Origin of the sequence: Metabacillus idriensis, from assembly GCF_009674765.1 — a bacterium.
GTDB lineage: Bacteria > Bacillota > Bacilli > Bacillales > Bacillaceae > Bacillus_P > Bacillus_P idriensis.
The window spans coordinates 79,282-103,113 of record NZ_WKKF01000005.1; the positions used below are offsets into that span (position 1 = coordinate 79,282).

At 43.5% G+C, this 23,832-nt stretch carries 24 protein-coding genes; 9 read left to right on the forward strand and 15 right to left on the reverse strand.

Annotation, left to right across the window (positions count from 1 at the left end):
• Positions 1 to 160 precede the first annotated feature (160 nt).
• The 4 genes from proC (at position 161) to GJU41_RS16490 (ending at position 2,470) form a co-directional block, all read left to right on the forward strand.
• On the forward strand, positions 161 to 1,000 hold the full coding sequence (gene proC / locus GJU41_RS16475) for a pyrroline-5-carboxylate reductase (protein ID WP_083328200.1): 840 nt from the start codon (positions 161 to 163) through the stop codon (positions 998 to 1,000).
• A gap of 85 nt (positions 1,001 to 1,085) precedes the next feature.
• Positions 1,086 to 1,391, forward strand: coding sequence for an antibiotic biosynthesis monooxygenase family protein (locus GJU41_RS16480; RefSeq protein WP_070876725.1), 306 nt, complete (start codon positions 1,086 to 1,088; stop codon positions 1,389 to 1,391).
• The gene (locus GJU41_RS16485) at positions 1,388 to 1,756 is read left to right on the forward strand and encodes a globin family protein (RefSeq protein ID WP_191559211.1); all 369 of its coding nucleotides are present in this window, start codon (positions 1,388 to 1,390) and stop codon (positions 1,754 to 1,756) included. The genes GJU41_RS16480 and GJU41_RS16485 overlap by 4 nt, the downstream gene beginning before the upstream one ends.
• A gap of 21 nt (positions 1,757 to 1,777) precedes the next feature.
• Positions 1,778 to 2,470 carry a cobalamin B12-binding domain-containing protein gene (locus GJU41_RS16490; RefSeq protein ID WP_224771460.1) on the forward strand — a complete coding sequence of 231 codons (693 nt, stop codon included), beginning with the start codon at positions 1,778 to 1,780 and terminating at the stop codon, positions 2,468 to 2,470.
• A 178-nt stretch (positions 2,471 to 2,648) separates the two neighbouring features.
• Here the strand turns inward: GJU41_RS16490 and GJU41_RS16495 are convergent, their stop codons facing one another.
• The 3 genes from GJU41_RS16495 to GJU41_RS16505 all read right to left on the reverse strand — a co-directional run bounded on the left by GJU41_RS16495 (position 2,649) and on the right by GJU41_RS16505 (position 5,613).
• Complete coding sequence (locus GJU41_RS16495) at positions 2,649 to 3,095, reverse strand: NUDIX domain-containing protein (RefSeq protein WP_154319112.1); 447 nt, start codon at positions 3,093 to 3,095, stop codon at positions 2,649 to 2,651.
• A gap of 131 nt (positions 3,096 to 3,226) precedes the next feature.
• Positions 3,227 to 3,991 carry an alpha/beta hydrolase gene (locus GJU41_RS16500; protein WP_070876721.1) on the reverse strand — a complete coding sequence of 255 codons (765 nt, stop codon included), beginning with the start codon at positions 3,989 to 3,991 and terminating at the stop codon, positions 3,227 to 3,229.
• Positions 3,988 to 5,613, reverse strand: a complete 1,626-nt coding sequence (locus GJU41_RS16505; protein ID WP_154319113.1) for a M20/M25/M40 family metallo-hydrolase — start codon at positions 5,611 to 5,613, stop codon at positions 3,988 to 3,990. The genes GJU41_RS16500 and GJU41_RS16505 overlap by 4 nt, the downstream gene beginning before the upstream one ends.
• A gap of 143 nt (positions 5,614 to 5,756) precedes the next feature.
• On the opposite strand from GJU41_RS16505, the gene namA reads away from it, so the two are divergent.
• Positions 5,757 to 6,773 (forward strand): NADPH dehydrogenase NamA, encoded by a 1,017-nt coding sequence (namA, locus tag GJU41_RS16510; protein ID WP_070876719.1) that lies wholly within the window; start codon positions 5,757 to 5,759, stop codon positions 6,771 to 6,773.
• A 452-nt stretch (positions 6,774 to 7,225) separates the two neighbouring features.
• Here the strand turns inward: namA and GJU41_RS16515 are convergent, their stop codons facing one another.
• The 4 genes from GJU41_RS16515 to rnz all read right to left on the reverse strand — a co-directional run bounded on the left by GJU41_RS16515 (position 7,226) and on the right by rnz (position 9,641).
• Complete coding sequence (locus GJU41_RS16515) at positions 7,226 to 7,780, reverse strand: hypothetical protein (protein ID WP_154319114.1); 555 nt, start codon at positions 7,778 to 7,780, stop codon at positions 7,226 to 7,228.
• A 162-nt stretch (positions 7,781 to 7,942) separates the two neighbouring features.
• A complete protein-coding gene (gene rpmG / locus GJU41_RS16520) occupies positions 7,943 to 8,092 on the reverse strand; it encodes a 50S ribosomal protein L33 (RefSeq protein WP_070876717.1) in 150 nt (49 codons plus the stop codon).
• Between the two features lie 81 nt (positions 8,093 to 8,173).
• The gene (locus tag GJU41_RS16525) at positions 8,174 to 8,719 is read right to left on the reverse strand and encodes a histidine phosphatase family protein (protein ID WP_154319115.1); all 546 of its coding nucleotides are present in this window, start codon (positions 8,717 to 8,719) and stop codon (positions 8,174 to 8,176) included.
• A complete protein-coding gene (gene rnz, locus GJU41_RS16530) occupies positions 8,712 to 9,641 on the reverse strand; it encodes a ribonuclease Z (RefSeq protein ID WP_154319116.1) in 930 nt (309 codons plus the stop codon). The genes GJU41_RS16525 and rnz overlap by 8 nt, the downstream gene beginning before the upstream one ends.
• 125 nt (positions 9,642 to 9,766) lie before the next feature.
• On the opposite strand from rnz, the gene GJU41_RS16535 reads away from it, so the two are divergent.
• On the forward strand, positions 9,767 to 10,225 hold the full coding sequence (locus GJU41_RS16535) for an NUDIX hydrolase (protein WP_070876744.1): 459 nt from the start codon (positions 9,767 to 9,769) through the stop codon (positions 10,223 to 10,225).
• 37 nt (positions 10,226 to 10,262) lie between these two features.
• Here the strand turns inward: GJU41_RS16535 and GJU41_RS16540 are convergent, their stop codons facing one another.
• Both GJU41_RS16540 and GJU41_RS16545 read right to left on the reverse strand, forming a co-directional pair.
• Positions 10,263 to 12,512, reverse strand: a complete 2,250-nt coding sequence (locus GJU41_RS16540) for an ABC transporter permease (RefSeq protein WP_170292813.1) — start codon at positions 12,510 to 12,512, stop codon at positions 10,263 to 10,265.
• Positions 12,509 to 13,210 carry an ABC transporter ATP-binding protein gene (locus GJU41_RS16545; protein ID WP_154319118.1) on the reverse strand — a complete coding sequence of 234 codons (702 nt, stop codon included), beginning with the start codon at positions 13,208 to 13,210 and terminating at the stop codon, positions 12,509 to 12,511. The genes GJU41_RS16540 and GJU41_RS16545 overlap by 4 nt, the downstream gene beginning before the upstream one ends.
• Positions 13,211 to 13,495: 285 nt before the next feature.
• On the opposite strand from GJU41_RS16545, the gene zwf reads away from it, so the two are divergent.
• Positions 13,496 to 14,986 (forward strand): glucose-6-phosphate dehydrogenase, encoded by a 1,491-nt coding sequence (gene zwf / locus GJU41_RS16550; RefSeq protein WP_070876712.1) that lies wholly within the window; start codon positions 13,496 to 13,498, stop codon positions 14,984 to 14,986.
• An 85-nt stretch (positions 14,987 to 15,071) separates the two neighbouring features.
• On the opposite strand, the gene GJU41_RS16555 is transcribed toward zwf, so the two are convergent.
• The 4 genes from GJU41_RS16555 to GJU41_RS16570 form a co-directional block, all read right to left on the reverse strand.
• A complete protein-coding gene (locus GJU41_RS16555; protein ID WP_070876711.1) occupies positions 15,072 to 16,445 on the reverse strand; it encodes an MFS transporter in 1,374 nt (457 codons plus the stop codon).
• 349 nt (positions 16,446 to 16,794) lie between these two features.
• On the reverse strand, positions 16,795 to 17,586 hold the full coding sequence (locus GJU41_RS16560) for a DUF817 domain-containing protein (RefSeq protein WP_154319119.1): 792 nt from the start codon (positions 17,584 to 17,586) through the stop codon (positions 16,795 to 16,797).
• 46 nt (positions 17,587 to 17,632) lie between these two features.
• Entirely contained in the window at positions 17,633 to 17,851 is a 219-nt protein-coding gene (locus GJU41_RS16565) for a helix-turn-helix domain-containing protein (RefSeq protein WP_070876709.1), read from the reverse strand.
• Between the two features lie 10 nt (positions 17,852 to 17,861).
• A complete protein-coding gene (locus tag GJU41_RS16570) occupies positions 17,862 to 18,344 on the reverse strand; it encodes a DUF2975 domain-containing protein (protein ID WP_070876708.1) in 483 nt (160 codons plus the stop codon).
• Positions 18,345 to 18,707: 363 nt separating this feature from the next.
• On the opposite strand from GJU41_RS16570, the gene xylE reads away from it, so the two are divergent.
• Both xylE and GJU41_RS16580 read left to right on the forward strand, forming a co-directional pair.
• Positions 18,708 to 20,126, forward strand: a complete 1,419-nt coding sequence (gene xylE / locus GJU41_RS16575; RefSeq protein ID WP_070876706.1) for a D-xylose transporter XylE — start codon at positions 18,708 to 18,710, stop codon at positions 20,124 to 20,126.
• Positions 20,127 to 20,153: 27 nt separating this feature from the next.
• On the forward strand, positions 20,154 to 21,221 hold the full coding sequence (locus GJU41_RS16580) for an aldose epimerase family protein (RefSeq protein ID WP_224771461.1): 1,068 nt from the start codon (positions 20,154 to 20,156) through the stop codon (positions 21,219 to 21,221).
• A gap of 41 nt (positions 21,222 to 21,262) precedes the next feature.
• On the opposite strand, the gene GJU41_RS16585 is transcribed toward GJU41_RS16580, so the two are convergent.
• Entirely contained in the window at positions 21,263 to 22,246 is a 984-nt protein-coding gene (locus GJU41_RS16585; RefSeq protein WP_154319120.1) for an aldo/keto reductase, read from the reverse strand.
• A gap of 86 nt (positions 22,247 to 22,332) precedes the next feature.
• On the reverse strand, positions 22,333 to 23,832 hold the full coding sequence (gene xylB, locus GJU41_RS16590; protein WP_154319121.1) for a xylulokinase: 1,500 nt from the start codon (positions 23,830 to 23,832) through the stop codon (positions 22,333 to 22,335).

The following is a 23,832-nucleotide window of genomic DNA, read 5'->3' on the forward strand; positions in this document are numbered from 1 at the left end:
TCCCTCGTTACGGGATTTTAAGTTGGGGTCATGCATCGCGCATTTCCCAATGAAGGTGGTACCGCGGAAACCTTTTCGTCCTTTATTTTTAATTGGATGAAAAGGTTTTTTTATTTGCGCTATACATGATCTGCTTTGCAGAAAAAAAGGAGGAATTCACATGAATACAATCGCGTTTGTAGGTGCAGGATCCATGGCAGAAGCCATCATAAACGGATTAGTCAATGGCGGTGTCTGCCTCCCTGAATATATAAAAGTCACAAATCGCTCAAGCATGGAAAGGCTGGACTTTCTTAATCAGGCTTACGGAGTGTCCGTTACAAAAAACAAACAGGAGACAGTTGGGGGTGCATCGATTATTATCCTTGCTATGAAACCAAAAGATGTCAAAGCAGGAATTGAGAGCATCAAGGATTATGTGGACAGCAGTCAGGTCATTATTTCCGTTCTCGCCGGCATCTCGAGTGAAACCATCCGGAAGCTTTTCGGAAAAGAGCTGTCGATTGTCCGCGCGATGCCAAATACATCGGCTGCGCTTCAGAGATCGGCAACAGCACTTGCATGCAATTCAGCTGTAACAGCGGATCAGCTGAAGCAGGCAGCAGGGCTTTTTGAGGCAATCGGGACCGTTACCCATGTTTTAGAACATCAGCTGGATGCTGTAACAGGCCTCTCCGGAAGCGGTCCCGCTTATATTTATTATATCGCGGAAGCACTTGAAAAAGCAGCTGAAGAAACGGGTCTTGAAAAAGAGACAGCGAAAGCATTGATTGCACAGACACTGCTCGGGGCAGCCGAAATGCTGCTGACTTCAGAAAAAGAGCCTGCAGTGCTACGAAAAGAGGTCACAAGTCCCGGCGGCACGACTGAAGCCGGTATAGAGAAGCTTGAGGAATATAAAGTCAGCGAAGCAATCGCTGCCTGTGTTAAAAAAGCGAAAGAGCGTTCGCATGAGCTTGGAGAGATATTTGCAAAAAATGCATTAAAAGAGCATACTTAAAGAGATTGGGTGCAGGAAAAACAGCGGGCTTGTTGAAGTAAAAAAGACAAGGTCAAGCCAAGTCATAATTCAGACAGGTGATAAAATGTATACAGTATTTTCGACTTTTGATGTGCCGAATGAAAAAGCAGATGAAGTCATTTCCATATATAAGAATCGTTCCCGGATGGTAGACGATGCAGAAGGCTTTGTCGATTTTCTCCTTCTGCAAAACGATAAGCGCGCAGGAGAATTAACGGTACAGCTTATTTTTAAGAGTAAAGAAGATTACTTGAACTGGGTAAAAAGCGCGGATTTCAAGAAGATTCATGATCTTGAAAAGAAATATCCCGATCAGGAACTTGCGGCTGTGATTCCTAAAGTCAAACAATACAAGGTGGTTGCGCGATGAGTTTTTTTCCGGCAGACCAAATTGTCCATGACGTAACCGAGAGAATCTATCAGAAGGAGCCTTCTCTGCTGGAACGTTTCGGAGAAAAAGGAAAAAAGAAATGCAGGGAAGACAATCATCACCACTTAAACCATCTTAAAACAGCTTATGAACTGCAAAATGAGCAGGTTTTTACAGATTATGCGAAATGGCTGAATGGGATTTTAGTGAAACATGGCATGAAAACACAGCATTTGATTGACAATTTCATGCTAATTAAAGAAGTGCTCCTCTCGGCTGAGTTCGAGGACGCAGAGACAGTATCAGATTATCTTTCATATTTGGATGCTGGCATCCGCTCACTTTTACTAGAAAAAGAGAAATAAAGAGAAACGGGGTGTTCTGTTTTGAAGAATTCTCAAGCACTGGAGTTTGCTCAATTACTATTGAATAGCGATGAGCATGCAGCAGTCCAGCTGCTCAAGGCACACAGTCACCTGTCACGGACCCAACTGTTTGAAGAACTGATAACGCCTGCGATGCAGCATGTAGGCGAGTTATGGGAAAACAATGAAATTACGGTAGCAGATGAGCATTTGGCAAGCGTAGTTTGTGATTTTATTTTATCAACGCTTTATCCGCCGATGCAAAATTCAGCATCGGAAGGCAGAAAGAAAGCAATGCTTTTGTGTGTTGAAGGAGAGCAGCATTATTTGGGCCTGAAAATGGTCAACAGCTTATTCGAAGAAAAAGGGTATGAAACACACTATTTAGGCCCTAACCTTCCGCTTGAATACGCCATTAAGAAAGCTGAGCTCTGGAAGCCTGAAGTCATTTGCCTCTCCATATCCATTGTGTATCATCTGCCGAATATAAAGAAGTATGTGGATGCACTGGCAGCATTGCCGAACCATCCAGTCATCCTTATCGGAGGCAGAATCGTTAATCAATATGATCTGCATCCTTATTGTTCAGGCCAGGCAGAAATTATGTACGATGTAAAAGCCGTAGAGAACTGGCTGAACAAAAACAGCATGATTGAGAAGTATAAAGATCACACGCTCGCAGAAGAAAGCAAAACTTTAACTCCATTAAACTAAGAAAAGCGCAAGCGCCCGTTTAGCGCAGGCATGACAGATAAGGATCTGCAAGTAAAGGCGTTTTTTGCCTTTACTTGCAGATCCTTTCTGGCCGAGGAGTTGGGCGATTCCGCTCGCCATGGAAGCGCAAAATTTTATACTTCTTATCTCTTAAAAAAAGAGACTGTCCTGCATCCTTTTATAGGATCTGGCCAGTCTCTTTTTTCAGTCTGATAGAGTTAGAGAGCTGAATGCTGTTTTTAAGCCATGGCGGAGCAGCCTCATTCGCCATGACCTCTTCAAATGTCATCCAGGCAGCAGATGTGACCTCATCTTCGCTCTTTGCATAAGGCCTCCCGCTCTTATGTTCACACAAAAAAACCACATCAACCACATGGACTCCGTCATCCGAAACAAAAGAAGTACTGTGCACATAACTCATGTCCTCACTAATCTCAATGCCGGTTTCTTCCTCGATTTCACGTTTCAGCGTCCGTTCTAAAATATTGGAAGAAACCCCTTCCTGTTCCACTTTTCCTCCTGCAAGGGAAAGCTGTCCCGGTGCATGTTTTTCCATCATGCTTCTTTCAATAATCAGCCATCGGCCATCTTTAAAGACAGCACCTTCAACATTCACAACAAACATGCAAACCGCTCCCTCATCCGTAAATTAAATCACAAAAGCTCTAAAAGTACTTTTTCCTTCAGGCAGAACGCCATGCCATAAGTAATTCTCCGCAGAAACCTTCATAAAAATGAAATCAGCTATTCTCATCCTCAGGCCTTCAGATGCTGCAAAAGCCAATCCATCGAGAGCTCTTCCACCACGTCCAAATACCCCATAAAACTATGAGCTGCGCCATTTATAATAACAAGCTTCGATTCCTTTGACAGAAACTTCATTCCTTCCCGCGATTTATCTGAAAGCATCTTTTCTTCCCTGTCATGATTGCCATGAATGATTAAGACAGGACACGATATGGAAGACAGCAGTTTTTTCTGATTACACTGTTCAAAGTCATCAAGCATTTGCTGCTCAATGATCACTTTCTTTCTAGGTCCATTTGTCAGCAGCTGTGTTATTTTCCCGGTTTCCCTCAGTTCTTTCATTTGCACCGGTGTAAAGTGCTCGTTCCAGTCATATACCGTCCCGCCTGTCGAAGCACCAGTAAGCACCATTGTCTGAATGTCCTTAGAATAGCTCATCAAACAGATTCTGCTCCCTAAACTGTGTCCGTAAAGAGCAATTTTATGTAAGCCTTTTCGTTTTACAAACGCAATTGCAGCCTGCAGATCATCTGCTTGTTTAGCCATTGTAAGTGAATCGTCATCGCTTTCCCCGCAGCCGCTGAAATCAAACGCCAGTACATGAAAGCCTGACGCTTGAAACCGCAGCGCAAAGCGGTCAAACCTCCCGCGGGAGGACTTATCTGAAGTAAAACCATGGCACATAATGATGACGCCATCTGATGGTGCAGCATAAAAATTACCGATCAATGTTAATTGCCGGGAATTCTTTATTTCAACTCGCTCAAACTTCATTGGTCAAAAATCCTCTTCAGTGTAAAGGAAAGCAGCTCGGGACACGTTTCAAAAGAATAAGGAAGATGCAGACGCTCCGTCCATTTATGCGGATCCTTTCCGAATGGCCCCACATTTAAAACAGGAATGTTCAGTGCTTTGATTTCCTCAAGAGGAAGCTGATAATGGTCCCCGTAAATCGGCATATTGTCTGTCAGCTCACGGATGGATTCTTCGCTTTCTTTAATCTGCAGAAAGCTCAAATCGGAGAGTCCGGCAAAATACTGCTGATTTTTGAGTGAAATCTGAAACTGATCCTTCGCGCAGCTTTGAACTTCAGAAAGAATGCCCTGTATAAAATCATCCTCTTTTGATGAAACAGATGGATAAAAAGGCGGACTGTAAAATACAACAATCAAAGGCGCAAGCTCCTTGCACAGCCCGGATAAGCCAGAGACGATTTTATTTGTGAAATGACGATCATCCAGATCGCCGCGGTTCGCTTTTAAATAATGAATATGCCGGTTCACTTCAGCCTCTCCAACTTTCATCACGGCGTATTTAAGCAGATCATCATAGGACATAACGGTTACCTTATATGATGCGGGTGTAAAGGATACTGACTGGCTGTAATGTTTTGCTTTCTTATCGTAGAAGCGCTCAATATTGTCTGCCGCCTGCTCTGCTGTTTTCATGAGCATGCCGTGGAGTTCAAGCATGCTGCGTTTCATTGTTAAAATATTAAAAAGTGTAACGGCTTCGTGCGGAATTTGCACCGAATACTCTTCCTTTAAATCCTTTTGCATCAGATTCATCGGCGGCGGTGTGACTTCGTCATCGACTTTTTCGCTGAAGCGCTCGTTCAGTTCAAGGAGCCTATTCAGCTCAGATACCATAAGGTTTGCGTTTAATCCTGAAAAAGGCTCTCCTACATGGGTTTCGACTCCGCTGCAGTAAAATCCCGCAAGCACTTTTCCGATTGAACCGCTGTATACATAATAATTTTTATCATTCGGGTATCTTGAAAACATTGGCTCAGAATTTACGCATGCCCGGTATGAAAGATTGAATTGATTTTTCAGCTCTGTCAAAACAGGAACCGCGCCGAGCATTCCGGCAGAATTCACTTCTTCGTCAGGGACAGTCAGCAAAAGGAGGTTCCCTTCAAACTCGCCATTCATTGCACGCTCAAGCATTCCAAGCTGAACCGTAAGACCCGCTTTCATATCCATAGTGCCGCGGCCAAAAAGCCACTCGCCTGTCTCGATATCGTCTTTAACATGAGGCGGCAGGAGATCAGCAGAGTTAAGCAGCTCCTTCGTTAATTCATGAGGATGGAACGCTAAATGCTGCAGATGACCGTAATCTTTCACATCAACCACATCAAAATGACTTAATAACAGCACGGTTTCATCTGTCTGCTTTTCGCTTTTTACAAGAGCAGTCAGAAAATACCGTCCATCAGCAAGCGGGTGAAGCTGCAGAAAGTCCGGATTTTCTTTAAAATAAGGGAAATCATTCAGCACATAATAAAGATGCTGGGCAAGTGCAATCTCATCTTTTGATCCTGTAATGCTTGCAAGGTTCACTAGGCCTGTTAATAGTTCCATCAGCTGCTGTTTTGTTTGCCATTTTGAATTCATGATGAGACCTCCTAAAATAGATGCTGTTTCTATTCTAAAGAATTTTCGCAATTTTTAAAAGAGGGTGTCAGGCAACTTAAATGAAGTATGGACATTAAGCTGTTATACTTTTTATAAAATTCACTTCAGGGAGGCAAATCTAAATGAAAAACCATTTATTCACACCATATACTGTAAAGAATATTACACTTAAAAATCGCATTGTGATGTCTCCAATGTGCATGTATTCTTCCCACCGCGAAGGCGGCATGGTTGAAGATTTTCATATGACACACTATATCAGCCGTGCTGTCGGCGGTGCTGGACTGATCATGATTGAAGCAACGTCTGTTACTCCCCAAGGAAGAATTTCCCCTCAGGATTTAGGGGTATGGAGCGATGACCATGTAGAGGGTCTTGCAAAGCTTGTAGACGGCATGAAGCAATACGGGGCAAAAACAGCCATTCAGCTTGCACATGCAGGAAGAAAAGCCGTTCTTGAGGGCGAAATTGTATCCGCCTCTGCTCTTCCGTTCAACGAGAAAAGCAAAACACCTGTTGAAATGACAAAAGAAAAAATCCAAGAAACCATTCAGGCTTTTAAAGATGGAGCAATCCGCGCTAAAAAAGCCGGATTCGATATTATTGAGCTTCACGGCGCGCATGGATACTTAATTAACCAGTTCCTTTCGCCGCTTTCCAATAAGCGGGCAGACGAATACGGCGGAAGCAAAGAAAACCGCTACCGCTTCCTGAAAGAAATCATTGATGCAGTGAATGAAATTTGGGACGGACCTCTGTTCGTCAGGGTTTCTGCGACTGATTACCATCCTGAAGGACTTAACCAAGAAGATTACGTAGAATATTGCTCATGGATGAAAGAACAAGGAGTTGACTTGATCGATGTAAGCTCTGGCGCCCTTGTTCCAGCAGACATTAAAGTCTTCCCTGGCTACCAGGTGAAGTTTGCCGAGCGCATCCGCGAAGGCGCAGGCATTGATACTGGTGCTGTCGGCCTAATTACGACAGGAATTCAGGCGGAAGAAATACTTGGAAACGGCCGTGCAGATCTGATCTTCCTGGCACGCGCCCTTCTCCGCGATCCATACTGGCCGCGTACGGCAGCTGCGGATCTCGGCGTTGAGATTGAAGCACCTAAGCAGTATGCTCGCGGGTGGTAAAACTGTGAAAAGCAGCCATTGGGCTGCTTTTTTGTGTGTGCTGGAATCTGGTTTAAGGAATGAATATTTGTGAATCGTACCACGAAATCCTGTTTTTCAATTTCATAGGGTACGATTACGGGCGAATCGCTACACGAAATTCTGTTTTTCGATTTCATAGGGTAAGATTACATGCGAATCGTATCACGGAATTCTGTTTTTCAATTCCAAGGGTACGATTACGCTCGAATCGTACCACGAAATCCTGTTTTTCGATTCCATAGGGTACGATTACGCTCGAATCGTACCACGAAATCCTGTTTTTCGATTCCATAGGGTACGATTACGCACAATTCGTACCACGAAATTCTGTTTTTCAATTTCATAGGGTACGATTACATGCGAATCGTATCACGAATTTCTGTATTTTGATTTCATATGGTGGCATAGCACCAGCCCCTCTTTCCCAATTGCTAAAAACCTTTCTCATCTACCAGCTTCACTTTATCCTTAAGCAGTTCAACCTCTCCTCCCCCGGGCACCAGCTCATCTTGCTGATAATACCAAAGGACTGTGTTTTGCAGATTGTATTTTTGAGCAATTTCCTGCTCCAGCATGCCGCCAACTTGGAGCGTGCGTGCTTCGGCTCCATTTATTTTTACTTCCAGAGATCCTTTCTCATCAGAGAGAAGGCCATAAATCATAGAGTTTCCATAGAAATGATAATTTAAGAGTTCACTTTCTGCAGGACGATCTTTCAGCGGATTCGTTGAAATGGAACTGGCTTTCCAGCCATAAATGCCTTCTTTTAAAAAGGCCGTTCCTAAATGATTCTTTTGGTCAATAAAAAAGAAGAGGGCTTCATCATTTATTTTATAGGCTGGAATGACTACTTCCATATCATGTTTCGTATGCTGCAGCGCTTCAAGAGGCTCATCGAAGGATTGTGATATTTCTGTCATTGACCAAATAACAAAGGCCAGACCAAAACAAATGAATAAACCTAAGAATACTTTGTATTTATTCACCAAATCCCCCCATTCTTCAAATGTCTCCTGTTATTTTTATATTCTAGGAATTTATGCCGTATTCCTTTTAACATAAGAGGGAAATAATCTGCAGTATTTCGCTATTTTCAGGCAAGAAAAAAGGAACTTCATCAAAAAGTGATGCCGTTCCTCTCTCATTCATTATTTTGTTTCGCGGTGCAGTGTCACTTTTTTAAGTCTTGGTGAATATTTTTTCAATTCCAGACGGTCTGGATTGTTTCTCTTGTTCTTTTTTGTGATGTAATTACGGTCACCAGTCTCCGTGCATTGCAGGGTTACGTTCACTCTCATGTCATGTTTCCTCCTATAAAAATCATAAAACGTAATAATTACGATTTGATATGATCATTCTATCTGCTCTTCCCTCCTGTGTCAACTCCATATTCTCTGAATGTCTGCTTCGCCAGCTTGTTTAAGCGTAATTTTATACACATCGGGATTCGTCATGATCATCAAGTGATCGTATCCATAAGTATCATCAAAAGATCTCAGCAGCAGGGTTATTAAATTCCCATGACTGACAAGCACTGTATGATTTTCCTTTGAAGCCGTGATTTCGGCTAAAAGAGAATAAACACGCTCCATGCCCGATTGGTTGGACTCACCGCCTTCAAATGCAAGAGATAGATCGTCAAATGTATCCTTAAGCCTGTCTTTCCAGTCCTCCATGTTCTTTCCGCTCATGACTCTTTCAGAAAGACGTTCATCAAGATTCAATTCAATGTTTTTCTTTTCTGCAAGCGGTACGGCCGTTTGAATGGCACGGAGAAAAGGACTTGAGATGATTTTATCCATTTCAAGTCCTTTAAAAAATTCTGCAAGATTTTGAGCCTGGATAAGTCCTTCATTTGTAAGCTTATCATCAAATGCCTGACCCTTTGCCTGACAATGCCGGACAGCATAAATAATTTTAGTCATGTGCTCTCTCCACTTCAAAACATGAAAAATCGTCAGCAACCGATGTATTTTTAAAGATTGAGGCTGCTTCGTGCAAAAGTGTGTCCTTATCATCATCCTGATAGCGTGCGCTGATGTGAGTCAGAACCAATTTTTTTGCATTTGCTTCTAAAGCAGCCGCAGCAGCCTGGGCAGTCGAAGAATGGAAATATTGGGATGCAAGCAGCTCATCTTCCTCTCCGAACGTCGCCTCATGGACAAGCATGTCTGCGTTTCTTGCAAGCTCCACGATTTGCGGACACTTCCTCGTATCTCCTAATATTGTCACGATTCTGCCTTTTTTAGGGGCTCCAAGGAAATCAGCGCCAGATAACATTCTGCCGTCTTCTAATTGAACGGTTTCGCCATCTTTTAATTTTTTATAAACAGGCCCCGGATCAACACCTGCTTCTTTTAATTTGTCCACAAGCAGCATTCCGGGAGCATCTTTTTCGGTAATCCGGTAACCGTATGAAGGAACCCCGTGTTCCAGCTTTTTCGCTTCAACTGTAAACTGCTCATCTTCAAAAACAAACCCATCCTCAATTTCAACGATTTCAAGCGGATATTTTAAATGGGTAAAGCTTAACTCAAGGGATGATTGAACATACTCTTTAATTCCGGCTGGACCATAGATTGTCAGAGGCTCGTCCCCTCCCTGAAAGGAACGGCTTCCCAAAAATCCCGGCAAACCGTAAATATGATCTCCATGCATATGTGTTATAAAAATTTTCTCGATTTTTCTCGGTTTAATCGTTGTATATAATATTTGATGCTGCGTTGCTTCTCCGCAGTCAAACAGCCAGACAGCTTTTCGCTCCTCCAAAAGACGGAGTGCGATTGAGCTGACATTTCTTGCTTTCGCGGGCATTCCAGCACCCGTTCCTAAAAACAGCAGATCCAAAATGGCTTCACCTCGTCCGGTTTTCTTATCTTTTAGAATACATGACTTAGAGGAAAATATGAAGAATGAAAAGGGATTTAAATGATTTAGAAGAATATATCTTTATTTTGAGGAAAGGTGATTCTATGGAACCCCCAAAACACATCGTAGCTGTATCAGCTTTTATTACAAATAAAAAACAAGAAGTGCTGCTGGTGAAAACCTTTCTCCGGAAAGACACGTGGGAGCTGCCTGGAGGCCAGGTTGAAGAGGGAGAACCGCTCCAACAGGCTCTCTGCCGCGAGATCCTTGAGGAAACAGGTTTCATTATTCAGCCAGCACGCATCAGCGGAGTTTATTACAACGCAACAGGCAGCATTTTAAACATCGTTTTTCATGCAAATCTGCTCAGCGGAAAACTCGAAAAACAGCCTGATGAAATCATGGAAGCTGCTTTTTTTAAGCTGGAGAAGGAAACAATAAAAAACTATATTAGACGGGATCACTTAGTCCCCCGTGTACTTGATGCGATGTCCTCTTCATCTTCTGTTCCCTGCGAAACATGGACAACCGCTCCTTTTAAAAGAATAGAGCGGCTGAATTAAAGCGAAAAGACACCGAAATCGGTGTCTTTCTTCTTGCCTATTCCTGACGCTTTAACACTTCCTGCAGCGAAATGTTTTTAATTTTCCGTTTTGAAAGCTGCAGAGATGTCCAATAAGCCAGATAGACAATGATAAACCCTGCTATAAGCATAATCGGTTCCGCTTCAATCGGCAGTGAAAAGCTTGTTGATTCGGAAACGGAAGCCATAAGACCTTTATAGCTGATGAAAGCGAGAGGAACTCCCAGAATATAGCCAATGATCACAATAGGAGTGTAAACATTTAAAAGAACAGATGAGATTTCTTTTTGCTCATATCCCATGACTTTAAGCAATGATATATTGACTGTATTTTCTTCCATGATCAGGCTTGTAATTAAATAAATGATGATTAAGCCGATTATAAAAGCAAATAAACTGATGACAGCGACAGAATATTTTGTAGGCTCAAGCAGAGTTTCAAACACCTTTTTCATTGCTTGTTTATCTTCAATCATAGTAATGGGTTCGTTTGGGTTCTCCTCTGGTTTTTCATTCGTCCATTTTCCAAGGTACGCCGTATTCTCCAAATCTAAAAAGCTGTTTACTTCTTCTCTTGGCAGATATATGGCGTGGCCAATGAATATTTCAGCAATGCCGGTGATTTTAACGGATTGTTCCTTCTGAGTCCACTGATTGCGGATGGTAACGGAATCTCCTTTTTGCAGACCTTCTGCAGCAGCCAGCGCCTGTGTGACAACAGCTCCGTCTGATAAGCTTTGATTCAAATCGGATCCCCTGCTGTCAATCAGCTTCAGCATGGAGGTATCCGCATCTATTCCATAGAGCTGTGTTTTTGCATCCTTTTTGTCTCCGCTTTTAAGTGTTACTTCAGAAACAGTAAACGGACTGTCTCCGCCCGTCATTTCATTGGTTTTTAAATCTTGATAATAAACTGCATATTCATACCGGTAAGCATCCTCGTAAGTCTTTTTCAGAAGCTGATTCATAGAGTTCATCGAAATGAATCCAAACGTGAGAAGGATAGCCGAGAAAAGAATTCCAACAAATAGAACGAAACTTTTCGACGGATTGCCAATCAGCATTTTTAACCGGAAACGTGCTTTAAAGGAAAGCCTTTTTGAAAGACTGACGGTTCCTTTTTTTGAAAAGGCAGGTCTAGTATTCAGCAGCTGAAGAGGCGGTTTTATTACCGTCTTTCGGATCGTAAAGAAACCGGCTGCTCCGATGACAATAATCGGCACTGCAAATCCAAGCACAATCGTATACGGATCAAAGGCAAAGCTTTTTAAAATCGGCAGATTATAAAAAGACGTATACAGACTTGTCATCGGCTTTGAAGCAAGTATTCCGATTGCCATTCCAGCGGCTGAACCGGCAGCAGAAACAGCAAGAGGGTATACCATAAAGGAAGAAGTAATCTCTCTTGCTGTATAGCCTAATGCTAAAAGAGTGCCAATTTGTTTAGCCTGAAGCTCAATTTGCCTTTTAACAATCAGGACGACGATGAATAAGGAAAGCAGTCCGATAAATAAGGGCAAAACCGTTCCAAATGACTGATTCGATTCAATCTCTGCATCGATATATGAAATCCGGATATTATCCTCAGCATCTGTCCATTTTGTGACAGGAACAACCGCCGAAACGGCTTTTTTCAGCTCATCCGTCTGCTGCTCCTCTTTTTTTAAAAGACCTGTGTAGTAGACGGGCGCCTGACGATTATCTGGAAAATCAGCCTTTCTTATTAATGCTGCACCAAAAGTCTTGGAATCATAAAACAGATCGTTTTCATTTTGTACGCCGTAAATGTAATCCGGCAAGTGCACATGTGCCGTTACAGTATAAGTTTTCCCGCCGGCTTTCCATTGATCACCGACATCAAGGCTGTGGTGGCTGGCATAGGCAACGGTAAGAGCAGCTTCATTTTTCTTCTCCGGCAGTTCTCCTTTTTCAACGAAGGGAAGGTTCATTCCGCTTTGAAGAGACAGAAAACGAACGGTCGTCCCCTCTTCCCATTCCGCATCAAGCCAGGATCTTTCCTCTAAAACAAGATTAAACTTATTTTCCAAGTCATCCATCTGCCCTTTTGTGAGCCTTTCGCCTGCAGCAAATTGAAAGTCTTCCTGCTTATAATTTTTTCTGAATAATTGATTGCTCGAATCCATCAGGGCCATCGAGCTTGAAAGCATGACAAACAGCATGACAGCTATGGCTAATAGAAATACAGCTCCTGAAAATTGCAAAGGCTTATGCCGCATCCCGCGCACAGCCATTTTACGGATTTTCATACCCATCTCACCTGCTCAGCCTCGATTGGCTCTTCATTTTTTATCGTTTCAATGACCATGCCGCTTTTCATTTTCAAAACGGTATGTGCCATATCCGCAATACCTGGATTATGAGTGATGATCAGCACCGTCGTTTGATAAGCGCGGTTCACTTCTTGAATCAGCGACAGAATCTTTTTACCTGTCTCTTCGTCTAAAGCACCTGTTGGCTCATCGCAAAACAAAATACTTGGATTTTTGACGATGGCACGGGCTATCGCCGTTCTCTGCTGCTCTCCTCCGCTTAATTGGTGCGGAAATTTATGCTGATGGTCATACATTCCCACTTTTTTAAGAATTTCATCTTTCTGCAGCGGTGAGGTGCTGATTTCAGAGCCAACTTCAACATTCTCCCTTACTGTCAAAGACGGAATCAGATTGTAGGATTGAAAAATAAAACCTGCATGTTCTCTCCGGTAAGTAGTCAGCTCTTTATCTTTTAACTGATGAAGCTGCAATCCTTGTACAGTCACTTCTCCTTTATCAGCCCGGTCAATTCCTCCGGTGACATTCAGCAGCGTAGACTTCCCTGATCCCGATGGACCCAATATCACGACAATTTCACCCTGGTTGATCGTTAAACTTACATCTTTGAGTGCAGCAACCTCTACTTCTCCTGCTTTATAAGATTTGCTGACGCCTTTTAATTGGATACTCATTTTGCACCCCCGTAAGTTATGAAATATTTATTAAATTAAATTTCATAATTATCGTACATCAGAAAATTGCCGTCGACAAGTAGTTTTTGAACTATTTTTCAAATTCCATTTCATCTTTCATCTTTTTTTCCGATTTATGGATAGCAATCAATTGGTTCATACTACTTATGTATGAAAATAATCTTAAATGTTTGATTTACTTCATTTTTAGCATTAAAATTAAGTACTTGAACAGGTTACATACTTTTTTAATAAATCCGGCTGATATAAAGTGAGGTTCAATACATGAATACGGAACAAAAACCAAAAGCAGTAATTGTAATATTCGGAGCAACAGGAGATCTTGCAAAACGAAAGCTTTTCCCATCCATCTACCGCCTGTACCGCAGCAAGAAAATAGATGCTGATTTTGCAGTTGTCGGTGTCGGAAGAAGACCGTGGACAAATGATGAATTCCGCTCGAATATCAGTGAATCGATTCAATCATCGATCAAGAAATCATCAGAGCTTGAAGAATTCACATCACACTTTTATTATCATCCGTTTGATGTGACGAACCCATCTTCGTACTTAGAATTAAAAGGAATCCTTTCCGATATGGACAGCAAGTATCAAATTCCGGGGAACCGCATGTTCTATATGGCCATGGCACCTGAATTCTTCGGAACGATTGCGCGCAATCTCAAAAAAGAGGGCTTAACTGCAACAGAGGGCTGGAGCCGCCTTGTGATTGAAAAACCATTTGGACATGATTTGCCTTCAGCACAGCTATTAAATGATGAAATCCGCGAAGCTTTTTCTGAAGATCAAATTTACCGGATTGATCATTACTTAGGAAAGCAAATGGTCCAAAATATAGAAGTGATCCGTTTTTCAAACGCGTTGTTTGAATCTGTCTGGAACAACCGCTATATCTCAAATATCCAGGTAACTTCAAGCGAAGTGCTTGGTGTGGAAGACCGCGGACGTTACTATGAAAATTCCGGCGCCCTTCGGGATATGGTTCAGAATCACCTAATGCAAATGGTTGCCCTGCTTGCAATGGAGCCGCCAATTAAGCTTGAAACAGATGAAATCCGTTCGGAAAAAGTAAAGGTCATGCGTGCACTCCGCCCGATGACGGAAAAAGATGTTCCGGATTACTTCGTCCGCGGACAATACGGCAAAGGCGAATCTGAAGGAACAGCGGTTCCCGGCTACCGCGAAGAAAGCAACGTAGATGCGGAATCCAATACAGAAACATACGTAGCAGGCAAAGTCATGATTGATAACTTCAGATGGGCAGGTGTTCCATTCTACATCCGTACCGGAAAACGAATGGCCGCGAAATCCACAAAAATTGTTGTTCAATTTAAAGATTTGCCGATGAACCTGTATTCAAATGATGTTGACAGCAAGCATCCAAACCTGCTTGTGATTCATATTCAGCCTGATGAAGGTATTACCCTTCATTTGAATGCTAAAGAATCAGGCGGCGGATCCTATGTAAAACCGATCAAGCTAGACTACTGCAGCAATTGTGTTGATCAATTCAATACACCTGAAGCGTATGAAAAGCTCATCTACGACGGCTTGCGCGGAGATGCTACTAACTTTACTCATTGGGATGAAGTCTCCCTCTCATGGAGCTATGTTGATACGATTTCAAAAGCATGGGAATCGAATAAAGCGGAATTCCCTAACTATGCATCCGGCACTATGGGACCAAAAGCAGCTGACGAACTTCTTGAAAAAGACGACTTCCAGTGGTGGCCAATTACCGATATGGTCGATTAATTTTTCGAAAACGCCTGAGAATTCAGGCGTTTTTCTTTGTATATGCCTGCTGAGGACATCTGTTATCATGCATAAAAAAATCACTTCAACTGTGAAGTGATTTTTTCTTTGATTCGATTTTGACGTACGACCAGAAAATAAGGAAAGAGAGTCCAATCAGGCCGGTCAATCCCCAAAAGATGTTTGCATAGATCAAGGAAGCTGGAATGCCTTGCTGCCATTCAATCAATATACCTGAGAGAGCTACGCCAAAAGCCCCTCCAAAGAATTGAATCAGCTGGGTCAGGCCCATTCCCGATCCAATATCATCCTCCGGCAGGATGCGGGATGCCTCATTGGCTATACTTGAAGTTAAGCTTGAAAAACCAGTGCTCATAAACATATAGGCAATCAGGATGGCGTATGGGGATTTTCCAGCGAACAAAGCCAAAATCAGCAATGAAATCAGCAGCATCCCATGGCCAAAAGAAATCAGCGGTACATTTCCAAACCTGTCAATCAGCCTGCCGATGAATTGGGCTGCAACAGCAGACAAGATGGCACCAGGAAAAATAATAAGTCCGATGGCTGCCGGATCTTTACCAAACAGTTCAGTAAGAATAATCGGCATCATAAAGAGTGCTGAAAAATGAAGGATAAATCCTGAAAAAGCAGCTGCAGCCAGCTTGACATACTGCCTATTTCTAAACAGCGAAGGCTGAACAAATGGGATGCTGACTTTGTGGATATGCTTCCAGAGAATGAACAGCATCAGCAGTGTTCCTGCCAGAAGCGGGAATGATAAAGTGGATAAAAAGAGCAGCAGTCCCGTGACGCCGAGTCCTGTAAGCAGCCCGCCGACCGAATCGAAATGCACTTTTTGCACGTCCTCTTCAGGCAATAGCTTTTTGAACATCGGAAGAAGAAAGACAACAAATCCAGTAATGACAAAAAGGTAATTCCATCCGAGGTAGGTTGTAATGGCTCCTCCGATGACCGGACCAAGGCCGAAACCAAGCGATGCTGCAGAGGAAATCAGCGACATCGCCTTTCCCCTTCTTGAAATCGGGATGTATTTGCCGGCAAGAACCATCGCAAGGCCCGGAACTGCTCCCGCCCCTGCTGCCTGCAGAACTCTTGCGAATAAAAGCAAATAAAAGCTATGTGAAAAGAAACCGATGATAGAGGCTGTTCCCAGCATGGCAAGCCCGATGGCCAGCAGCCTTGATATAGGAATAAAATCTGACAGGCGGCTGTAAGTCAGTGTTGATATGGCAAAAGCAATTGAGTATCCGGACACAATCCAAGAGGCAGTGCCTGATGAGAGAGACAAATCACGAAGCACACTAGGCAATGCAACATTAAACATGGTTGTGTTCATCACGACGAGCCAGACTGTTAAGCTCCAAAGCAATACAATTTTGTTTTCATGCTTTAAGCCGGGGACTGCTAAACGTCTCTCTGCAGATATAGTTGTCATGCGATCCCGCCTTCAGCTAATTATTTCGTTTACCTAAAGAAATATATACTCCGCCGGCCGGATACGTCAACTTTTTTGCATCACAAAAATAACGGACAATCATAGTCTAACGGGCTCCGTTTTGACTGAAATCTAACTGACAATATTTATTTGCATAAAAAAAGAAGGCTAACTTGTTATGGATAAGCCCCCGATCGCTGAATAAAAGTGCACCTGCAGAAACCATCACCTTTGTTGAAGAAAGTCTCCTGTGAATGTATATTTTAATACCTTTCGGAAAAGGCCCGGTTGAAGCCTGGAAGATGCTAAAACCCTGGAAAGTCAGCACCTTTGCTAAAGTTATTTGCAGTTATAAAAATTGACCAGCGTCTATCCTAGTGGAACTTTTTCCCTTAACCTGCTTTAACGTCGCTACTATAAGAAAGCTGACAATCACTAATAGAAGCCATGAACTCACCTTTCCCAGATGAACGAGACTCCAAGCATCGGATTGGTTTGGATATTCCCAAGCTCCAAAGAACGTTGCAATATTTTCGGCTATCCATATAAAAAATCCGATGAATACAAAAGAAAGGGCGAGCGGCATACGGTAACGTGTTCCATCAACCTCGTATGTGACCCATGATTGCCAAAAGACGATTATTACAAGTCCAGATAACCAAAAGCGGACGTCAATCCAATAATGGTGTGTAAAAAAATTTAAATAAATCGCAGCGGCAAGAGGTACAACTGCCAAAAACGGCGGCCATTTAACCAGTTCAACTTTAAGCCTCCTCCACGCCTGGCAAAGATAACTCGCTACACTTGCGTACATGAATCCGCTATACAAAGGAACTCCAAAAATTTTAAAATATCCTTCCTGTGGATAAGACCAGGAGCCCATATGTACCTTAAAAAGTTCAAGAGCAAGTCCAATAAGGTGGAACAATGTGATCACCTTTAGTTCATCACGTGTTTCAAGCCCAGAACGCACCATCCACCACTGCATCAGAAGGCAGATGAGGAGCAGACAGTCATACCTTGGCAGGAACGGAAGCGGCAGGATTTGTGTAAAAGCCAAAGAGGCAAAAATAACGACAGGAAACAAACATGATAGGACCTGCTCCCATCCAAAACGAACGAGTTGTGTGATTGCTCTCATAAATTTTGCCTCCAAAGAATTTTTCTGAATAAAATGTACGTCCTGCTTAGTTGGTGTCTTCATCACTTCGGTATTCTAAAATATCTCCCGGCTGACACTCTAAAGCCTTGCAAATCGCCTCTAAAGTTGAAAATCTAATTGCCTTTGCCTTTCCATTTTTCAAAATAGAAAGGTTAGCCATTGTTATGCCAACCCTCTCAGAAAGTTCTGTTACGCTCATTTTCCTTTTAGCCAGCATCACATCAATATTGATTATAATCGCCATGTTATTCACCTCAGACCGTTAGATCATTTTCTGATTTTATATCAATAGCCTCTTTTAATAGTTTTTGCAGAACTGCGGCAAAGACTGCAATCACAAATGAAGCAAAGATGATGACCAATCCGATTAATATGATACCCGGGGCGTCGTCCATCTCAGCCATGAGATAGAACAGCGGCATACCCAGCACATACAAGATACTGATACTGAATGCACAGTATTTTATATTCTTTAAAGCTCCTACAGATAATTCCGAGAAAGCTTTATTCTTGTCAATATAGCTTAAAAGTTTAAAAGCTTGATACAGAGCAAAGTAAAAAGGTATTGCCGTAGCATACAAATCAATTAGAACGAGATATTTCATATAAGCAAGATCTGGATACAATTCAGCTGCAAAATCCGCTATCTCAGGCACCAAAAATATGCACAAAGCAAGAACTGGAATTCCAATAAGAATGACAGCTACCTTTAAAAAGAGTGTTGTTCTCCGTTTCATAAAAATCACCCCGCGATTTATTTTCAATTTGAATTTAACACAATATTTATCGATTTACAATAAAAATTTATTATTTTTTATAATGTTTTTGTTGAAATACAAGTGTTAGTTTTATAAAAAAACGTCACCCATTATAAAGAAATGCTCTAAACGCTATCTCATTCTAAGAGTAAAAAACTTAGTTTGTTCATTAGACAAACTAATCTATGTTTGATATAATTCAGATAATATTAATTCTGCTATTCTATGAATCAATTCATTAAAGAAGGAGGAATGGGGCAATGGCAGATCATTATGGACCGTTTTCATTATTAATGTAAGCGCTATCTCTCCCATTTTGGCCTGACCATTTGCCCAACACACATGACACATCAAAAAAGTTCTCGTTACATGATTTTCATTACTTTAGTTGCAACGCTCGGCGGATTGCTCTTTGGCTACGATACGGCCGTCATTTCAGGTGCGGAGAAGTCGGTTCAGACATATTTAATTGATAGCCTGGGCCTCAGTTCATTCATTCACGGGGCGACCATTTCCAGTGCCTTGATCGGGTGTATTATAGGCGGATTGCTGTCCGGTTATTTTTCATCGGCTTTTGGACGCAAGAAATCGCTGATCATCGCTGCAGTCTTATTCTTACTATCTGCTTTAGGCTCGGCTTATCCTGAGTTTCTCTTTTTTACGAAAGGGGAACCGACCATGGGATTGTTGCTTGCCTTCAACCTTTACCGAATTATAGGAGGAATCGGGGTCGGACTAGCCTCTGCGATTGTCCCGATGTATATAGGGGAAATCGCTCCAGCAGGTATACGGGGCAGATTGGTTTCTTTCAATCAATTTGCCATAATCTTCGGCATGCTTGTAGTGTACTTTGTGAATTGGGGTATCGCCAAAGGACAGACCCTTGATTGGATAAATGATCTCGGATGGAGATACATGTTTGCTTCAGAAGCAATTCCGGCCTTGTTATTCGGCGTGTTCCTCTTCTTTGTTCCCGAATCGCCCCGCTACCTGTCGCTAAAGAACAAAAATGAAAGCGCATTATCTGTATTAATTAAGATTAATGGTGCTTCAGCAGCCAAGTCCATTTTGCGTGACATTAAAGAATCCGTAAATGTTTCGTCTGAAAAACTGTCTGCCTTTGCGTATGGTAAAACGCTGATTTTCATCGGCATCCTGCTTTCTGTGTTTCAGCAATTTGTCGGGATTAATGTTGCTCTTTACTATGCACCGCGGATTTTTGAAAGCATGGGAGCCGGGAAGAGTGCTTCCATGCTCCAGACGATCGTGATGGGTCTGATCAATGTCATTTTTACCGTCGTGGCCATCATGACGGTCGACCGTTGGGGACGCAAGCCTCTCTTGTTTGTAGGATCGATTGGGATGGCAGTAGGGATGTTCGGTGTCTCCGGCCTCGCTTTTTCAAACATTATCGGGATCAGTACGCTGTTATTCATCATGATTTACACAGCCTCCTTTATGATGTCCTGGGGTCCAATCTGCTGGGTATTGATTTCAGAAATCTTCCCGAACCGGATCCGCGGGCAGGCCGTTGCCATCGCCGTAGCCGCCCAGTGGGCAGCCAACTATCTGGTCTCCTCCACATATCCGATGATGATGGAATACAGCGGAGGAATGACATACGGCATTTATGGCTTGATGAGTGTCCTTTCTGCACTGTTTGTGTGGAAATTCGTCCCTGAAACGAAAGGAAAATCCCTTGAGCAAATGGAAGAGTTGTGGAAAGTACCTGCAGCTTCCAAGAAAACAAACGCAGTATAAAACGTTGAAGCATCTGTGTATGTTCAGATGCTTTTTTCTAAATTAAATAGAGGTGAAATCATGAACATAACAGAAAAAAACCTCCCATCCAACTGGAAGGAGTTTACATTAACAAATGATAATGGAATGAGCATCAGTCTAGTAAACTATGGCGGCATCATTACACGCATTATGGTTCCTGACCGCCATGGCCATGCGGAAAATGTCGTCCTTGGCTATAAGAATCCCAACGATTACAAGACCGATTCCAATTTCTTCGGAGCCATAATCGGCCGTGTTGCCGGCAGAATCAAAGACTCCTCCTTTGAACTCAATGGTAAAGTATATCATCTTGAATCAAATGAAGGATCCCATCACATCCACGGTGGATCCCATGGCTTTCATCAAGTCCTGTGGAAAACGGAAACCCATCAGGAAACCGGCCATGTCGCAGTAAAACTCACCCATTCCACTAAAGACGGAGATGGCGGCTACCCGGGAAACATCAGCGCGTCGGTCACCTATCGGTTAACAAATGAGAACGAACTGATCCTTGATTATACGGCAGTAACCGATCAGCCAACTCCCCTTACCCTGACCAATCATTCCTACTTTAACTTAAGCGGGGAGGCAAAAGAGACCGTCCACCAGCATGATGTTACCATTGATAGTCACCGCTATCTGGAGCTTGATGACGACCTGATTCCAACAGGCTCTATCCTGGAAGCAGCGAACACCCCTTTTGACTTCCGTCACGGCCGCCGGCTGCATGAGGGCATCACGTCACGAAACGAACAAACGACCTGCGCCGGCAACGGGTATGATCACTATTTCCTTTTCGGCCACACCCGGCCAGAAAGTGTTGTGGTTAAAGAAGCAACCAGCGGCCGGGTGCTGGTCATTGAATCGGATCAGCCCGGTATGGTCATGTACACGTCTAATAATCTGATAAACGGTCTTGAATTGACTGGTGCTCCATCCAGGAAGTATGCAGGGGTCTGCTTTGAAACCCAAAGCTCCCCTGCCTCTCTCCATCATCCGGGGCTGCCAGAAGTGATCCTGCATCCAACTGAACGCTATCAGCAGCGAACTGTCTATCGTTTTACAACAGAATAAGAAACAGACCTCCAGCATGAACTGGAGGTCTTCTCTTTTCTTTAATATGCGCCGCGAATATACTTATGAACTTCTTTCTCATAAAACGCCTTCAGCTTCACAAGCTCCTCCCGGCTGAACTCCTTCACCTCCAAAGCCTTCAGATTGTCCTCTGCCTGCCTCACATTTCTGAATCCCGGGATGACACTGGTCACCCCTTCCTGCTGCATGATCCATTTGATGGCTGCCCGGGTCCGGTTCCCCCGCTCCTTCTCGATCCATGACAGCTTGTCGCTCAACTCGACACCTTTTTGAAAATCAAGCCCGCCAAACGTTTCCCCGACATTGAAGGCATCTCCGTTCCGGTTAAAATTCCGATGGTCGTCCTGTTCAAACGTCGTCTCATGCGTAAACTTCCCTGCTAACAGTCCGCTCGCCAATGGCACTCGTGCCAAAATCCCGACGTTCTTTTCCATTGCCATCGGAAACAGCTTCTCTAAAGCCTTCTGCCTTAAAAGATTGAAAATCACCTGCAGGGAGCTGACCCCGGTATTCTCCAAGCAAAAGATTCCTTCCTCAATTGTCTCGACACTCACCCCATAATAGCGGATTTTCCCTTCATCCTTCAGCTTTTCGAGCACTTCAAAAACCCTGCCTTCCTTCAAGATCTGAATCGGCGGGCAATGGATCTGATAGAGGTCAATTGATTCCCGCTCCAGTCTTCTGAGACTGTTTTCACAAAAAGTCCGTACACTCTCCATGGAGTAAGTTTCCGGGTCGCAGATATCGGCACTCCGGCAAAATTTCGTCGCGATGTGAATGGATGATTCTTTTCCTTTCATCGCTTTTGCCAGCAGCTCTTCACTATGCCCGTCCCCATAAACATCGGCCGTGTCAAAGAAATTGACCCCCTCCCCGATCGCGTGGTCCAATGCTCTTAGCGCTTCCTGATCATCTATTTTCCCCCATGCACCCCCGATGGCCCATGTTCCGAAGCTCAATTGACTGATATTCATATCCGTATTCCCCAGTTGGTTATAGTTCAAAATCATCCACTCCTTTTCCAGTCAAAATAATGAAAGGCTGCCTTTCGAATAATATCGTCAAAGGCAGCCTTATCATGTGTGTCGTCTTATTTCCGGTAAGAAACCAACTTCTCATTTAGTGCTTTCGTCTGGCCGTACACTTCTTGATAGAGACTGAATAACTCCTTGTAGGTCTCTACACGGCTCTCATCCGGTACAAATTCTTTATCGATTTTCAAAAACGTGTCCGCACATTCTTGTAAAGATGCAAACCATCCACAGCCGTAAGCCGAAAGCATCGCAGCCCCCATTCCGGGTCCCTGCTCGCTTGAGAGCTTCACAATCCTCGCATCGAAGATATCCGCCTGCATCTGAAGCCAGTCTTCATTCTTCGTCCCGCCTCCCGTGGAGACAATCGTATCAATTTTTTTCCCATTCTCACGGAAAATCGTCAGCGACTCATTCAATGAAAATGTGATCCCTTCCATGACAGCGCGAACAAAGTCCTTTCGTTCATGGGAGCTGTCCATGCCAATGAAACTTGCCCGTATGGCGGCATCCGCATGGGGTGTCCGTTCCCCTGCCACATACGGGGTAAACAGCAATCCATTTGAACCAGGAGGCACCGTTCCCACCTCACTTACGAGATCTTCAAAGGGTTCATTCGGGGCAAACACATTCTTGAACCAGCTTAAGCTGTAGCCGGCTGCAAGGGTCACCCCCATCGTATAATATGCGCCCGGTGCTCCATGATTGAAATAATGGACCTTTCCTTTAAAATCCTTATCATCACTGGACTCATAAGATAGTACCACGCCTGACGTACCTATACTGCACAGTGTTTTGCCGTTTTCCAAAATTCCGGATCCGATTGCGCCGCAGGCATTATCAGCCCCGCCGGCAAACACCTTCACGGAAGGGGATAAGCCGGTTAATTCTGCCATTTCAGCAGAAATTGTCCCTACCTTCTCATGAGACGCTACCAAAGGAGGGCACAGTGCTTCATCGATTCCTGTCAGCTCGCAAATTTCTTTGCTCCATTCATTTGCCGATATATTCAACAGTAATGTCCCAGCAGCATCCGAGTACTCCATATGCAGTTCTCCCGTCAGCTTGAACCGCAGATAATCCTTCGGCAGGACAAAGGTTTTTGCCTGCTCGAAAATTTTCGGTTCTTGCTCCTTGACCCACAGCAGTTTCGGCAGAGTAAAGCCTTCCAATGCCGGGTTCTTCGTGATGGCAAGCAACCGCTCTTCGCCCACCATATCATAAATCTGCTGACACTGGGCCGTGGTCCTGGTATCATTCCAAAGGATAGCATTCCGGAGCACCTCATAATTCTCATCAAGGAGTACCATCCCATGCATCTGCCCGGAAAAGCTGATCCCCTCGATATCCTCGTGGTTTCCCGTAAAGCCCTTGAGAAGATCGGTCAGTCCGGAAACGGTCTGTGTCACCCATACTTTCGGATCCTGTTCACTATAGCCGTTTTTTTCGTGGATAAGGGGATAGTCCTTGGATACTTCTTGAACAACGTCCCCGTTTTGATTTACAAGTAATAGCTTGACTGCGCTTGTTCCAAGATCTACTCCAATAACGTATTTCAT

Excerpts from the sequence above, each read along its gene's own strand:
- GJU41_RS16580 (WP_224771461.1), top strand. The coding sequence starts at position 20,154 with ATGCTTTTTTCTAAATTAAATAGAGGTGAAATCATGAACATAACAGAA.
- xylB (WP_154319121.1), bottom strand. The coding sequence starts at position 23,832 with ATGAAATACGTTATTGGAGTAGATCTTGGAACAAGCGCAGTCAAGCTA.
- GJU41_RS16500 (WP_070876721.1), bottom strand. The coding sequence starts at position 3,991 with ATGAAGTTTGAGCGAGTTGAAATAAAGAATTCCCGGCAATTAACATTG.
- rpmG (WP_070876717.1), bottom strand. The coding sequence starts at position 8,092 with ATGAGAGTGAACGTAACCCTGCAATGCACGGAGACTGGTGACCGTAAT.
- GJU41_RS16555 (WP_070876711.1), bottom strand. The coding sequence starts at position 16,445 with ATGACAACTATATCTGCAGAGAGACGTTTAGCAGTCCCCGGCTTAAAG.
- GJU41_RS16565 (WP_070876709.1), bottom strand. The coding sequence starts at position 17,851 with ATGGCGATTATAATCAATATTGATGTGATGCTGGCTAAAAGGAAAATG.
- GJU41_RS16560 (WP_154319119.1), bottom strand. The coding sequence starts at position 17,586 with ATGAGAGCAATCACACAACTCGTTCGTTTTGGATGGGAGCAGGTCCTA.
- namA (WP_070876719.1), top strand. The coding sequence starts at position 5,757 with ATGAAAAACCATTTATTCACACCATATACTGTAAAGAATATTACACTT.
- GJU41_RS16525 (WP_154319115.1), bottom strand. The coding sequence starts at position 8,719 with ATGACTAAAATTATTTATGCTGTCCGGCATTGTCAGGCAAAGGGTCAG.
- GJU41_RS16485 (WP_191559211.1), top strand. The coding sequence starts at position 1,388 with ATGAGTTTTTTTCCGGCAGACCAAATTGTCCATGACGTAACCGAGAGA.
- proC (WP_083328200.1), top strand. The coding sequence starts at position 161 with ATGAATACAATCGCGTTTGTAGGTGCAGGATCCATGGCAGAAGCCATC.
- xylE (WP_070876706.1), top strand. The coding sequence starts at position 18,708 with ATGACACATCAAAAAAGTTCTCGTTACATGATTTTCATTACTTTAGTT.
- GJU41_RS16505 (WP_154319113.1), bottom strand. The coding sequence starts at position 5,613 with ATGAATTCAAAATGGCAAACAAAACAGCAGCTGATGGAACTATTAACA.
- GJU41_RS16495 (WP_154319112.1), bottom strand. The coding sequence starts at position 3,095 with ATGTTTGTTGTGAATGTTGAAGGTGCTGTCTTTAAAGATGGCCGATGG.
- GJU41_RS16545 (WP_154319118.1), bottom strand. The coding sequence starts at position 13,210 with ATGAGTATCCAATTAAAAGGCGTCAGCAAATCTTATAAAGCAGGAGAA.
- GJU41_RS16540 (WP_170292813.1), bottom strand. The coding sequence starts at position 12,512 with ATGAAAATCCGTAAAATGGCTGTGCGCGGGATGCGGCATAAGCCTTTG.
- GJU41_RS16535 (WP_070876744.1), top strand. The coding sequence starts at position 9,767 with ATGGAACCCCCAAAACACATCGTAGCTGTATCAGCTTTTATTACAAAT.
- GJU41_RS16480 (WP_070876725.1), top strand. The coding sequence starts at position 1,086 with ATGTATACAGTATTTTCGACTTTTGATGTGCCGAATGAAAAAGCAGAT.
- zwf (WP_070876712.1), top strand. The coding sequence starts at position 13,496 with ATGAATACGGAACAAAAACCAAAAGCAGTAATTGTAATATTCGGAGCA.
- GJU41_RS16570 (WP_070876708.1), bottom strand. The coding sequence starts at position 18,344 with ATGAAACGGAGAACAACACTCTTTTTAAAGGTAGCTGTCATTCTTATT.